General features: G+C 48.2%; 15 protein-coding genes. 9 read left to right on the forward strand and 6 right to left on the reverse strand.

The genetic code is table 11. From position 1 onward, the window contains the following. The first annotated feature begins 49 nt into the window (after positions 1-49). Positions 50-982, forward strand: a complete 933-nt coding sequence (gene mdh, locus ABNS04_RS00840) for a malate dehydrogenase (RefSeq protein ID WP_006956704.1) — start codon at positions 50-52, stop codon at positions 980-982. A gap of 71 nt (positions 983-1053) precedes the next feature. Here mdh and ispB read toward each other — a convergent pair whose 3' ends face one another. Continuing rightward, positions 1054-2025, reverse strand: a complete 972-nt coding sequence (gene ispB, locus ABNS04_RS00845; protein WP_006956703.1) for an octaprenyl diphosphate synthase — start codon at positions 2023-2025, stop codon at positions 1054-1056. Positions 2026-2240: 215 nt separating this feature from the next. On the opposite strand from ispB, the gene rplU reads away from it, so the two are divergent. From rplU to ABNS04_RS00885, 8 genes are all read left to right on the forward strand, one after another. After that, positions 2241-2552, forward strand: a complete 312-nt coding sequence (gene rplU / locus ABNS04_RS00850) for a 50S ribosomal protein L21 (protein ID WP_006956702.1) — start codon at positions 2241-2243, stop codon at positions 2550-2552. An 18-nt stretch (positions 2553-2570) separates the two neighbouring features. Next, the gene (gene rpmA, locus ABNS04_RS00855; RefSeq protein ID WP_006956701.1) at positions 2571-2828 is read left to right on the forward strand and encodes a 50S ribosomal protein L27; all 258 of its coding nucleotides are present in this window, start codon (positions 2571-2573) and stop codon (positions 2826-2828) included. 104 nt (positions 2829-2932) lie between these two features. Beyond that, positions 2933-4099: an Obg family GTPase CgtA gene (gene cgtA, locus ABNS04_RS00860; protein ID WP_286681476.1), complete on the forward strand. Its 1167-nt coding sequence runs from the start codon at positions 2933-2935 to the stop codon at positions 4097-4099. A gap of 22 nt (positions 4100-4121) precedes the next feature. After that, entirely contained in the window at positions 4122-4622 is a 501-nt protein-coding gene (gene folA, locus ABNS04_RS00865) for a type 3 dihydrofolate reductase (protein WP_348671157.1), read from the forward strand. A gap of 114 nt (positions 4623-4736) precedes the next feature. Next, positions 4737-5114 carry a DUF3718 domain-containing protein gene (locus ABNS04_RS00870; protein ID WP_286681475.1) on the forward strand — a complete coding sequence of 126 codons (378 nt, stop codon included), beginning with the start codon at positions 4737-4739 and terminating at the stop codon, positions 5112-5114. A 144-nt stretch (positions 5115-5258) separates the two neighbouring features. Then, entirely contained in the window at positions 5259-6758 is a 1500-nt protein-coding gene (locus ABNS04_RS00875; protein ID WP_348671158.1) for an alpha/beta hydrolase, read from the forward strand. Between the two features lies 1 nt (position 6759). Next, a complete protein-coding gene (locus tag ABNS04_RS00880) occupies positions 6760-7494 on the forward strand; it encodes an ATP-binding cassette domain-containing protein (protein ID WP_006956890.1) in 735 nt (244 codons plus the stop codon). Further along, positions 7494-8639 carry an ABC transporter permease subunit gene (locus ABNS04_RS00885; protein ID WP_006956889.1) on the forward strand — a complete coding sequence of 382 codons (1146 nt, stop codon included), beginning with the start codon at positions 7494-7496 and terminating at the stop codon, positions 8637-8639. Before ABNS04_RS00880 ends, ABNS04_RS00885 begins: the two co-directional genes overlap by 1 nt. Before the next feature lie 13 nt (positions 8640-8652). Here the strand turns inward: ABNS04_RS00885 and ABNS04_RS00890 are convergent, their stop codons facing one another. Genes ABNS04_RS00890 through ABNS04_RS00910 form a run of 5 tightly spaced genes read right to left on the reverse strand, consistent with a single transcriptional unit; the run spans position 8653 to position 13988 of the window. Continuing rightward, positions 8653-9975, reverse strand: a complete 1323-nt coding sequence (locus tag ABNS04_RS00890; RefSeq protein ID WP_348671159.1) for an FAD-dependent oxidoreductase — start codon at positions 9973-9975, stop codon at positions 8653-8655. A 3-nt stretch (positions 9976-9978) separates the two neighbouring features. Next, entirely contained in the window at positions 9979-10560 is a 582-nt protein-coding gene (locus tag ABNS04_RS00895) for a GNAT family N-acetyltransferase (RefSeq protein ID WP_348671160.1), read from the reverse strand. A 2-nt stretch (positions 10561-10562) separates the two neighbouring features. Then, the gene (gene ahcY, locus ABNS04_RS00900; RefSeq protein ID WP_006956886.1) at positions 10563-11948 is read right to left on the reverse strand and encodes an adenosylhomocysteinase; all 1386 of its coding nucleotides are present in this window, start codon (positions 11946-11948) and stop codon (positions 10563-10565) included. A 35-nt stretch (positions 11949-11983) separates the two neighbouring features. Continuing rightward, positions 11984-12988, reverse strand: coding sequence for an adenosine kinase (locus tag ABNS04_RS00905; RefSeq protein ID WP_006956885.1), 1005 nt, complete (start codon positions 12986-12988; stop codon positions 11984-11986). A 49-nt stretch (positions 12989-13037) separates the two neighbouring features. Further along, positions 13038-13988 carry a cobalamin biosynthesis protein gene (locus tag ABNS04_RS00910; RefSeq protein ID WP_348671161.1) on the reverse strand — a complete coding sequence of 317 codons (951 nt, stop codon included), beginning with the start codon at positions 13986-13988 and terminating at the stop codon, positions 13038-13040. Positions 13989-13992 lie beyond the last annotated feature (4 nt).

Raw genomic sequence — 13992 nt, forward strand, 5'->3', positions numbered from 1 at the left:
TATTCTATGCTTATGCAGTCACTAATCCAACATAAAAACGGAGTCTGAGATGAAAGTAGCCGTATTAGGTGCGGCCGGTGGTATCGGCCAGGCGTTATCTTTGTTGTTAAAAACTCAACTACCTGCGGGTTCTGAACTGTCTTTATATGACGTTGCCCCAGTTGTTCCTGGTGTAGCGGTTGATCTGAGCCACATCCCAACTGACGTAAAAGTTACCGGTTACGGTAAAGATGATTTAGCGTCGGCGCTTGTTGGTAGCGATATCGTTTTGATTCCAGCAGGTGTTCCGCGTAAGCCAGGCATGGACCGCTCTGACCTGTTCAACATGAACGCCGGCATCGTTAAAAACCTTGTCGAAGGCGTCGCAGATAACTGTCCAGACGCGTGCGTCGGTATCATTACTAACCCAGTGAATACAACGGTTCCTATTGCGGCTGAAGTATTGAAGCAAAAGGGCGTTTATAATAAACAAAAACTTTTCGGCGTAACGACACTTGACGTTATCCGTTCTGAAGCTTTTGTTGCTGAACTGCGTGGTTTGAATCCTGCTAATGTCACTGTGCCAGTAATTGGCGGTCACAGCGGCACGACGATTCTGCCACTGTTGTCACAAGTCGAAGGCGTTGAGTTTACTGAGCAGGAAATCAAAGATTTGACTCACCGTATCCAGAATGCGGGTACCGAAGTTGTTGAAGCGAAAGCAGGCGGCGGTTCTGCAACATTATCAATGGGTCAAGCCGCAGCTCGTTTCTGCTTGTCATTAGTTAACGGCTTGCAAGGTCAGGACACTATCGAGTGCACTTACGTTGAAGGTCCTGGTGATAACGCTAAATTCTTCGCACAGCCAGTTCGCTTAGGCAAGAATGGTGCAGAAGAAATCCTATCTTACGGTGAGTTAAGCGCATTCGAACAAAAGTGCATGGATGACATGCTCGACGGTTTGAAAGGCGATATCCAAAAAGGTATCGACTTCGCATCTTAATCGCGAAGCGAACAAAAAAACCGCATGCTTGCATGCGGTTTTTTTATGTTTGATTTATGTGATGAGCCTAATTATGCGACGCGATCAACCGCTAAATGAGTCAGCGCGATCAACGCTTGCTTATAATCTGATTCAGGTAAAACGGCTAAACTCTCCCGCGCCTGCTGCGCCACCTCAAGCGCTTTTTGACGAGTGTACTCGAGCGCGCCCGTGGCGTGCATAGCCGCAAGCACGGTTTCTAAGTGTTCGCGCCCATCACCTTGTTCTATGGCTTCTCGAATCAACTTGCGAGCAGCTTCATCACCATGCCACATCGCGTATAACAGTGGCAGTGTCGGTTTACCCTCAGCGAGATCATCGCCCGCGTTTTTGCCCATGGTTTGACTATCGGATGTATAATCCATCAGGTCGTCGACCAATTGGAACGCGGTGCCTAAATAGCGACCATAGTCAGCCAATTGTTCGGTCACTGTGCTGTCTTGTTCGGTAAGCACGCCAGCCAGTTGTGTCGCAGCCTCAAACAACTTCGCCGTTTTGCCATAAATGACATCAAAGTAGCGTGCTTCGGTGGTGTCCGGATCATTACAGTTCATCAACTGCAAAACCTCACCCTCTGCGATCACGTTCGTGGCATCCGCTAAAATACTCAAAATCGTCATTGAGTCGAGCTGAACCATCATTTGGAACGCGCGGGTATATAGAAAGTCACCAACGAGTACCGAGGCTTCATTACCAAATACCGCGTTAGCGGTCTTGCGACCACGGCGCAGTTCCGACTCATCAACGACATCGTCATGCAGCAACGTTGCGGTGTGAATAAATTCGATAATAGTCGCCAGCGATAGGTGGGCACGGCCTTCATAACCGAGTGCACGACATGAGAGAACAGCAAGCAGAGGGCGTAGTCGCTTACCGCCACTATTCACAATATACATGCCCAGTTGATTGATCAGCGCTACATCGGAGCTTAACTGTTCGCCAATGAGCGCGTTAACGCCTTGCATGTCTTTTTGTGCGAGATCGTTAATGGACTTCAGATCCATCATAATATGAGATGCTTTACGTAAATTTAACGGAGATGGGATGTTACAATATATGAGCGTGCGTTGCTAGCCATTGGCAACGACGTTGAATAACTCGAAAAAGTGCGCAAATGAATCATAAAAGAACACCAGAAACTACTTGCGATCCTTTTGTTTATTCAGTAGAATTCGCGACCTATTTTAAATTCGAGTGCCTAATGGCAGTGGAGATTACTATGTACGCAGTATTCCAAAGTGGCGGTAAGCAGCACCGTGTGACTGAAGGCCAAATCGTCCGCCTGGAAAAACTGGAAGCAGCTACCGGAGACGTAGTTGAGTTCGACCAGGTTCTTATGGTTTCTGACGGCAACGATGTAAAAATCGGTGCGCCGTTAGTATCAGGTGGCAAAGTGACAGCTGAGATCGTTGATCACGGTCGTGGCGACAAAGTGAAGATCGTTAAATTCCGTCGTCGTAAGCATTCACGTAAGCAACAAGGTCACCGTCAGTGGTTCACAGAAGTGAAAATCACTGGTATCAACAGCTAATTTAAGGAGTAACGACACATGGCACACAAAAAGGCTGGTGGTTCTACTAAAAACGGTCGTGACTCAGAGAGTAAACGTCTGGGTGTTAAGCGTTTCGGTGGTGAGTCTGTATTGGCAGGCAACATCCTAGTTCGTCAACGTGGTACTAAATTCCACGCTGGTAGCAACGTAGGCATGGGTAAAGATCACACCTTATTCGCGACCGCGGAAGGTAAAGTTTCTTTCGAAACTAAAGGCAGCAAAAACCGTAAATTTATCAGTGTAATCACTGACTAATTTCAGCTGTCTCAAAAGATTTGAAAAGCCCTGCCTTTACGGCAGGGCTTTTTCATATGTGCTAACCTTAGTATCCTCAAGAATTGTTCTAAAAGAAGTCGCTCATGAAATTCGTAGATGAAGTAGAAATCCGTGTGGAAGCCGGTGATGGTGGTAATGGCTGTATCAGCTTTCGCCGTGAAAAATACATTCCCAAAGGTGGCCCCGATGGTGGCGACGGCGGAGATGGCGGCGATGTCTATTTAGAAGCCGACGAAAACCTCAACACCCTTATTGATTATCGTTTTGAGCGCTTTCACCGTGCTGAGCGGGGTCAAAACGGAATGAGTAAAAATTGTACGGGTAAGCGGGGTGAAGATATTACCTTAAAAGTGCCCCCTGGTACGCGTGCGAAAGATATTGATACGGGTGAGGTGATCGGGGATTTAACACGCCACGGTCAGCGCATCATCGTGGCGAAAGGTGGCTTTCATGGGCTAGGTAACACGCGTTTTAAAAGCAGTGTTAACCGTGCCCCGCGACAAAAAACCAATGGTACGCCGGGTGAAGTACGACAACTTCAGCTCGAATTGATGCTGTTGGCTGACGTCGGGTTATTGGGCATGCCCAATGCAGGTAAATCGACCTTTATTCGTTCGGTATCTGCCGCAAAACCTAAAGTTGCGGATTACCCGTTTACCACTCTGGTACCCAATTTAGGTGTTGTGCGACCTGCGGCTCACCACAGCTTTGTGATCGCTGATATTCCGGGTTTGATTGAGGGTGCCGCTGAAGGTGCTGGTTTAGGTATACAGTTCTTGAAGCATTTAGAACGCTGCCGTCTGCTATTGCATCTTGTCGACTTAGCACCATTTGATGAGAGCGATCCCGTTGAACAAGCGCGCGTTATCATTGAAGAGCTGGAGAAATACAGTCCTAAGTTGGCGGAAAAGCCGCGCTGGTTAGTGATCAATAAAGTTGATCTCGTACTCGAGGAAGAACGCCAAGAATTAGTTGATGACCTGGTTGAGCGATTAGGCTGGGAAGGTCCAGTGTATCAAATCGCCGCATTGGAAGGCCGCAATACGCAGCAGTTGTGTCATGATGTCGTCGAGTATATTGATACTTTGCCTTCACCTCATGAAGAAGCGCAGAAAGCGCAAGAGGAAGAAGCCGTCGACTTTAAATGGGATACGTACCATGATGAAGTCTTGGAAGAGTATCAAGATGAAGACGATTTTGATGACGACGATGATGATGACGACGGTGTCGAAGTCATCTACCAAAAGTAATGTCTAAAAAGGGCGACATTCAATGAAAGTTTCTATGATAGCCGCGATGGCGAATAATCGAGTCATAGGAAAGGACAATGCGATGCCATGGCATATTCCTAATGAGCTACAATATTTCAAAAAAGTTACATTAGGTAAGCCGATTGTTATGGGTCGGCGAACGTTTGAATCATTGGGTCGTCCCTTGCCAGGACGTAAGAATATTGTATTAACTTCGCAACCCGATCGACACCAAGCCCCCGATAATGGCGTAATTTGGGTGGCAAATGTCGACCAAGCATTTGCCGCCGCTGGGGATGCTGAAGAGTTGATGATTATTGGTGGAGGAAAAATATATGAACTTTTTTTCCCGCATTGCGACCGTCTATATGTTACCGAAATCGAATTAGATGTTGAAGGCGATACATACTTCCCTGATTATCAAAAAGCGCATAGCTGGCAAGAACTTAAGCGGCAATTTGTTGCCGCGTCGGATGATCAAGTACCTGCCTATACTATAAAAGTACTCGACAAAGAAAGTTAATAAAGTGTTGTTTTTTCAAAGCGTTACTCCGACTTGCTTCGTTGATTGGGTCAGCGTTTCATAGTATTATTCGCGGCGAAAAAGTGAACAGTTGTAAGTGATGGGGGTCACACAATGAAATCATTCATCTTAAGTTCGTTAATTGCCGCGACGGCAATTGCGGGCGTATCTTTCAGCGAGCCGGCTAAAGCACAAAATGAACTAGCACTTAGTCTTTGTACGTATGTACAAGGCGATGACACGATGCGTTTGCGGAAGAAGTTACGCGATTCACGTGTACGTATGCGCGACGTATACTCGGGCATTCAGTGCAACGGTCAGTCGTTATTGCAATTTGCAATGACAAACGGCTCAAACGATATCGGCACCTTTATGGTTGGTCGACTTTCAGTTGATGACTTGGCAAGTTCAGGCGATTACGAATGGGCTCAGCAAAATGGTCATGGCAGTTCACCTATTGCGGCGGCGATTAAAGAGCGTGCTGGCTTATAATTATTGAAGCTGTAAAAGATTGCAAAAAGCCTCCACTCTGGAGGCTTTTTTTGTGAACGTTAACAATTTGTTTCGATTCTTCTGTTGCCAAATAGGTGTGATACGAACAGAATATTTGTTCACCGTTATTTCTAGGACTATTTCATGAACTTAGGTAATGATCGCAGCCCGCATGGAGGGTTAAGTTCGCGCCTGATAAAAACACTTTGTTGCTTGCTGATTGGATTTTTTGCGAGCGTGTCGAACGCGCAGGAGCAGGTCAATTCAACTGACGCGACTCATTGTTTTGTTAAAGGCTTTTCAGAGCGAATGGAGTGTGGTTACATCCAGGTTCCTGAAAATTACGAGCAGCCCGATGGCCAACAAATCGATATTCACTACGCGATTATTCCCTCTATCCAAGAGAATGCACAACCGGATCCGTTACTGATTTTAGCCGGCGGGCCCGGTCAAGCAGCGACGGAACTCGCCCCGATGATTGCACGCATTTTCGCCGATGTTAGAAAGCAACGTGACATCGTGTTGATCGACCAGCGAGGCACCGGTAAAAGTAATCCACTGTCATGTGAGGTAAATCGGCCGGATGAGCTGGTGAGATCCGACGATGAGCAAGACCTGTCAGAGCTCGCTGCAGAGTGCTTAGCACAGTATCCTAATGTCGATGTATCGCAATACAATACGCGAAATACTATTCGTGATTTTGAACAAGTTAGACAGGCGCTCGGCATTGAGCAGTGGAATCTATACGGCGGTTCTTACGGAAGCCGTGTTGGGCTGAAATATCTGCAACACGCTTCAAACTCAGTTCGTACTGCGACATTGGATGCCGTCGCGCCCCCCCAAGTGGTGATAGGTCCATTTGGCTTCAACGGCAGTTTGGCATTTGAAAAAATGCTGCAAGATTGCCAGCAGCAAAAGCCTTGTATGCAACGGTTTCCTAATCTGAAGCAAGATTATGATCAGGTCATGCAGTCGCTTGATCAGCAGAGTGTTCTTGTAGACACTCAAGATCCGTTATCTGCAGAGCCTATGCAGATTCGCCTGACACCCGGTCGTTTTAGCTCTGTCGTACGGTTGGCGTTGTACAACCCTGCGACTAGACAACTCTTACCTTACGCGATCAGTGAAGCGCGTGCTGCCAACTATAAGCCGATTTTAGGACTTATGGGAGGCACCACCACCGCAGTTCAAAACTCGATATACTTAGGTCTGATGCTTTCAGTGGTATGCCGGGAAGACTTGCCGCGCGCGACTGAGAGCTTGTTAAAGCAGGACGCCAACAATGAGTTTATCGGAGGAAAAACAGGTCAAGCATTTGTCGACTTGTGTCAGGGTTGGCAAACGACGCCAGCGCCGAGCTCCTTTGCGCAGCCGGTTGAGAGCAAAAAGCCTGTGTTATTACTATCGGGTACTCAAGATCCTGTCACGCCGCCCCGATGGGCTGATATTGCTGCGCGAACATTACCGAATAGTGTGCATGTAATAGCCCCGTACGCAGGCCATACAATTGCGGGACATACGTGTGCTAATAGGATCGTCGCGCAATTCATCCGCGCGGGTAGCGTCGAGGCGTTAGATACTCAATGTGTAAAGCAAAGGAAGTTAGCACCCTTTGTGCTCAATGCTAACGGAGAGGGGCTTTAATATGATCGAAGTAAAGTCGATAAGTAAGTCCTTCAAAACAGTAAGCGCATTGAGTGAGCTGACATTCTCGGCTCGTGATGGTGAAATTACCGGTCTCTTAGGGCCGAATGGGGCGGGTAAGACAACTTGCCTTCGCATTATTTATGGATTACTTCGTGCCGACTCCGGGCAAGCGTTAATAGAAAGTGTGGATGCCAACAGATACCCGTTGCAGGCGCGAAGCAACTTGGGTATTTTCCCCGACAAATTTGGTCTTTATGAACGTTTAACAGTACGCGAACAAGTGCGCTACTTTGGCGAGTTACATGGACTACAAGCTGAACAACTTGAGCACAGTGTTGATAACGTTATCGAGCGCCTAGATATCGCCTCTCTGGCTGACAGGAAATCAGCTGGATTCTCGCAGGGGCAACGGATGAAAGTCGCCTTGGCGCAGGCGTTGGTTCACAATCCTAAACATCTGATTTTAGATGAACCAAGTCGCGGTCTTGATGTGATGAGCACGCGGATTTTGCGTGATATTTTGCGAGAACAACGTGCGGCAGGCACCTGTATTTTATTTTCCAGTCACGTCATGCAAGAGGTGGCTGCATTGTGCGACCGAGTGGTAGTGATGGCAGCTGGCAAAGTTGCTGCCGAGGGAACGCCGGATGAATTGTGCCAGTTAACCGGTGAAGCCGCCCTTGAAGATGCGTTCGTCAAGATTATTGGCAGTGACGAGGGGATAGCAGCCTAATGAGCGCTTACAAAACGATATGGAAAAAAGAGTTCAAGGATGCGCTCCGCGATAAGCGTTCAGTACTTGCGGCAATGTCGTATGCCTTCTTTGGTCCGATGCTGATGGCGGTTGCATTTTTCTTTTTGATTAGCCAATTAACCGATCCGAGCGATGTCAAAATAAGCATAGACGGTAAGCAGTATGCGCCTGAATTGATTGAGCATTTGCGTGAGAATGGAATCGTAGAACGTGACACCGATTGGCCGGCTGAGGTGACACCCATCGAACTCTCGATTCCAGAAAATTGGGCTGAAGCCATTGCCTCCGCCACTCCCATAGCGGTGACATTACGTGCAGACTGGTCCGCGCAAAAACAGCAAAGTGATATAAAAAGGGTAGAGCAGGCGCTACAAGCCTACTCCGCTCAAATAGCTAATTATCGACTGATTTTAAGAGGCATTGATCCACGCGTTATCCAGCCGGTTCAGGTAGCGAAACAAGACATGGCGACGCGGGGCTCTAAAGCCGCGCTTATCATGGGCAGCGTGCTAGTGTTTATCTTACTTTCGGTATTTTGGTCTGGCATGAATGTGGCGATCGATATTAGCGCCGGCGAGCGCGAACGTAATTCGCTTGAGTTTTTATTATCTCAGCCAGTCAGCTCGCAGGCGATCGTCATTGGTAAGGTGCTTGCTGCCTCCTGCTTCGCGTTATTTGGAGCCATGCTGTCGCTGATCCTTATTCCTATTATATTTAGTTTTGTACCGCTCCATCAAATTGGCATGAGCGTTGATTTCAGTTTAGAGATGTTGCTAATCATGTTTTTGGCATTAGTGCCATTGGCATTGCTAGCAACGAGTCTGCAACTATTCGTGTCTTTTCGAGCGAAGAACTTTAAAGAAGCGCAAACCTATATTAGCTTTCTGCTGATTATCCCGATGGCGGCGTCGTTTGGTGTCGAGTTTGCTCGTCTAAAAACGCCATTGCTTTACTATTTGCCATTAACGGGGCAGCATCAAACTTTCTTGTCTTTAATCCGGGGTGAGACAGTGAATTGGTTAGGAGCAGGTGTAAGCGCGGTATTCACGTTAGTAGTGGCCGTGTTATTAACTTATTTAATCGGACGTATGCTAAAGAGCGAAAAAACCGTGTTTGGACTATAAGCATTGTGGGGTGTTAGCCCCACATATCCCGTAGCCGTCCGTAATGATAAAACGCCCACTGTCCAACGCGACGAAAGCCAGCAAACGGAAACGGTTTAAGGTTCGACTGATAATACGGTAGAGCAGGTAACGGCAAACCGCAGGCCTTTTCCGCTAGCCTTTTACCCGCTAAAGCGCTAAAACTAACGCCCGCGCCACAGTACCCCATGCTAGCAAAAACATTGTTGTCGAGTTGCATGATGCGCGGATAATCATCCAAAGACACACTGACCCAACCGCTCCAAAAGTCATCCCAATGCGTGATGTCTTTTAAGGCCGGGAAACTGGCATGAAGTGCGGCGAGTAGACGTTTAGCGTAGCGGGGACTCTCGGCATGGGCGCCTCGAATCGCACCACGACCACCGAATAATAGTCGACCGTCTGGCAGTAAGCGAAAGTAATACTTAAGTACGCGCGTGTCCATGTAAGCGTAGTCGTCTTTGAGCCCCGTCGCGTCGAGCTGCGCGCGACTCAGCGGTGGCGTAACAATCACGCTAGAAACCACGGGCAAATTACGTTGTGCAAGGTCAGGGAACAGCTTTTGTGTGGTGTATGCATTCGTAGCAAAGAGTACATCACGCGCGACGATTTCGCCTCGTGCTGTGTCTACCCGCCACCCATCATCCGAACGCTGCATTGCGACCGCCGCACAGTGTTCTATTAGCTGTGCGCCTGCTTGATGAGCTTGGCGAGCGACGCTAGCGGCTAGTTTTACTGGATTGAGCGCAAAGCAATCATCAAACTTCAGACCCGCAAAGCCATGTTGTGTCTTGATGGTATCGGCAACCTGCTGTTTATCAAGCCATGTCACCGGCTGTTGAATCGAACGCAGGAATTGGTACTGCGCGCTCAGGGCTTTAACCGCCCCTTTATTATGTGCCAGTTTGACGTAGCCACCTTCGCGCAGGTCACATTGATCGGGGCAGTGCTTTACATGCGCTCTGATGCGCTCAAGGGCAAGTTGATGCTCGTTCGCCATTGCGTAGCCGACATCCTCACCGAAGCTATCGTGCCAGTGCTTCAAGCCGAGCCGGCCGGTACTTTTCATGACAAAGCCAGCATTGCGGCTTGAACACCCCCAAGCTAATTGCTCAGCATCGATGACAGTGACTTCACGTCCCTGTGCACGCAGTTCAATCGCTGCATTTAATCCCGTATAGCCGCCACCGATGACGAGTGCATCAGTCGTTTTAGGCAGCTGATTTAAACTCGCTGGCCATTTGACTGGATGACCTGCCCAATAGCCTGCACGTGGCGCTGCCTTGGGGAGCTCGGTGTCATTAAGCGGATCGTACATGGACTAAAGTCGCTCAGATGAAAAATAGAGTATCATTTCACCGGCTTTACAGTAGCAAGTACCATCGCATACGGGGCAGTAATAGCCGTCTTCAATCGAAGCTTGATACCAACGTTTAGCATGCGTGGTTATTAGTTCACCACCACACGCACTGAAGTAGCCATAAGCGCTGTTGTTCGGACTTTGCATCCATATATGCGCGAGTCCTGCTTCGCAACCGAGCTTTTTGGCGGCCTCGATACTAGCTGACAGCAATTTTTTACCAACGCCTAAGCCGCGAGCATTCTCGGCAACGGCAGCACATTTAAAGTAGCAAATATACTCAGGCGAAACCTGCCATGCGGCGGGTGTACATGCCTCGTCGATAGGCCACTGTCCCGGCGCGACCGTAAGCCGAACACCGAGTATTTCGCCTGCCTTTTCCGCTAAGAATGAAAGATTAATGTCACCCACTGTGCCTGCGTTGAGTAGCGCCGCGAGAGATTCCTCATTCAGGTAGTTATCGCCGTGAACTTCGTTTGCCAAACTAATAACGGCCGCTGAATCAGCGGCCGTTATAGGGCGAATAATCAATTCGTCTTGCATTATTAGTACCGATACTCGTCAGTTTTGAAAGGACCTTCGACCTCAACATGGATGTAATCAGCTTGCTGTTGAGTCAAGCGCGTGATCACACCACCAAAGCCTTGCACCATGTAACGTGCGACTTCCTCATCGAGCTGCTTCGGTAAGACTTCAACCCGCAAGTATTCTTTTTGCTGTTCAATCGACATGTCGGCAAATTTCTGCTGGAACAAGTGCATTTGTGCGAGCACCTGGTTGGCAAAAGAGCCATCCATAATACGGCTAGGGTGGCCCGTTGCATTACCCAAGTTCACTAAGCGACCTTCAGCCAGCAACAATAAGTAGTCGTTGTCGTCATCAGAACGGTAGATCTTATGAACCTGTGGCTTAATTTCTTCCCAGCGCCAGTTTTTGCGCATGAACGCGGTATCGATTTCGTTATCGAAGTGGCCAATGTTACACACCACGGCGGTCGACTTAATCGCTGCTAACATGTGGCGGTCACAAACGTTCACGTTACCTGTCGTGGTAACCAATAAGTCGATATTACCCAACAACGCTTTATTGATGGTGCTACCGTCGTCACTATTGACGCCGTCAATGTATGGCGAGACCACTTCATAACCGTCCATACACGCCTGCATAGCACAAATTGGATCGATTTCTGTGACTTTAACGATCATGCCTTCTTGGCGTAAGCTCGCTGCAGAGCCTTTACCTACATCACCATAGCCGATGACCAACGCCTTTTTGCCTGACATTAAGTGGTCAGTCGAGCGCTTGATGGCATCATTCAATGAATGGCGGCAGCCGTATTTGTTGTCGTTTTTCGACTTAGTTACTGAGTCGTTGACATTAATAGCAGGCACACGCAGGGTGCCTTGCTTGAGCATATCAAGGAGGCGGTGCACGCCCGTTGTGGTTTCCTCGGTAATGCCGTGGATCTTCTCCAACATTTCTGGGAATTGCTCGTGGATCATTAGCGTCAAGTCGCCGCCATCATCCAAAATCATATTTGCATCCCAAAGCTCGCCATCTTTCTTACAGGTTTGCTCTAGGCACCACTCGTATTCTTCTTCTGTCTCGCCTTTCCAAGCAAAGACTGGAACGCCGGCTGCAGCAATGGCCGCGGCTGCGTGGTCTTGGGTTGAGAAGATATTACAAGAAGACCAGCGCACGTCCGCACCGAGTTCAACCAAAGTTTCGATAAGTACAGCCGTCTGAATGGTCATATGGATACAACCAATAATACGGGCGCCCTTAAGCGGTTTCTCGTCCGCATATTTACGACGAATAGTCATCAAAGCGGGCATTTCAGATTCAGCAATGGCAATTTCCTTGCGGCCCCAATCAGCCAGGTTAATATCTGCCACTTTAAAATCGGTGAACTTAGGATCGTTTAAACTCATAATGCTACCGTTATCCTTTGCATAAAAAATGGGTGTTAAGCGTAGCTTAGCAGCTTTTCTAAAAGTTGCTGTTGACGCTCTTTGCTCAAGCGCGCGCCGAACTCAGTGACAAGCTCTGCTGCTGCTAAACTGGCGAGTCGACCCGCTTGCTCAAGTTCCATATCTTGAGTAATACCGTATAGCATGGCACCGGCAAACATATCGCCTGCGCCGTTAGTATCGACCGCTTGAACAGGAACGCCTGGAATATGAATCTGACGCTCAGAATCAGCAATTAACGCACCTTCTTTACCGAGTGTGATAGCAACGGTCGATGCGCAGTTTAATAAACGTTGTGCAGCGGCGTGTGGATCCGTCTCACCTGTCAAAAGTTCGGCTTCTTCTCTATTACAGAACATCAAGTCGACACCGCCATCTAGAATTTCATCGATACCATCGCGGAAGTATTTAACCATCGCGGGATCGGAGCAAGTCATGACAATTTTAGTATCGTTTTCGCGGGCAACGCGTTTTGCTTCTGCAATAGCTTCACGGGCGATTTCAGAAGTAATTAAGTATCCTTCGATGTAGAGGTATTTCGCAGCGGCAATTGCCTCAGGATGAAGTTCATGAGTCGACAAATCGGCAGTAATACCAAGATGTGTACGCATCGTGCGCTCGGCATCGGGGGTGACCATCACTAAACAACGACCTGTGGTACCGTCATTATTTTGGCTGGTGAGGTTAGTTTGGATACCGACGTGCTCTAGGTCACGTTGATAAAAATCGCCCGCTTCATCGTTAGCGACTTTACAACAATAAAAAGCTGAGCCACCAAACTGTGCAAATGCGACCAACGAGTTAGCCGCAGAGCCACCGCCACATTGCTTTTTAAGGTCACCCATCGTACTGAGCTCGGCGATCAGTTTATTCTGATCCTCTTCCTCAATGAGTGCCATCATGCCTTTTTCCAAATGGTGTTTGGCTAGGAAGTCTTCGCTGACTTCAAATTCCTGATCGACGAGTGCGTTGCCGATGCCAATTACATCAATGGTTTTCATAATTACTTTCGGTTGCTTATTAGGGCGCACAGTATATACGAACTCGACCTCAGGGTCGATAAATGAACAAAACCAAACACAGAAAAACCTGCATGATTATTATTATATCGAGCCAAATACCTGTTAAATAAAGCTTATTTTGTACTATTTGGGGTGAAAGAGTGCCATCGAAGCGTGTACGACTGAGCCGTTTATGGTGGTATTTTTGCGGGCCACCGAGACTCAAGTTGTACAACCGACTTTGTGAATCTAACCACATAAACGCACCGAGCGACAAGCCTTGGCCTTGTCGTAGCGCGACTGCTGGGCGTCTTCTTATGAGCCAAAGCCAAGGTCGTAAAAGTAAGGCAGGTACGACTAAAGCCAGTGATTCAATTGTCTGATAGAGCACTTGAGCGGCGCGACCAAAGTGCTGGTAGCGTGGGGCGGGTACGGGCCATAAGTGATGGCACTCGATAATTAGGCGTATCGCGAGTGCGGCGATAGGTCCCGATACGTACCAAGCAAGTAAAGGCGCGAGCACATTAACAACGAGAATCCGCAAACGAACCTCAAAAATTGCCTTGGCGAGGCCTATTTGACTGAGCTGTTCGCAGTCAAAGGGCACGAATCGACTCACGATAGCTCGAGCGGCACGTTTTTGCCCTTTATTCAGCGCCATAGCGGCGAGTTTTGTCTGATTTAATGTACGTTTGTATTTAATTGCAAACCAAAGCCAGACAACACCGGTTAGCTCATGCAATTCGGCACTCATTTGAATGATGCTCACGGGAAGCAAACATATCAGTAGCAAAAGCCCAAGCAACAAGGCTCCAGCGACAGTTTGCTGCGTGTTGCCGTGGTCTTGGTGACATACCTTATCTGTCAGAAACTTGGCAAATAAGCGGAAGATCGTTAGGGGATGCCAATGTTCTGGCAACGAAAAAAAGCGCTCAATAATGAGCGCTAATGTGGCCAGTACAATAGGGTGATAAACCCAAGAGAGCAAGTGTGCATCCATACAC

It is taken from the genome of uncultured Idiomarina sp. (assembly GCF_964010655.1).
GTDB lineage: Bacteria > Pseudomonadota > Gammaproteobacteria > Enterobacterales > Alteromonadaceae > Idiomarina > Idiomarina baltica.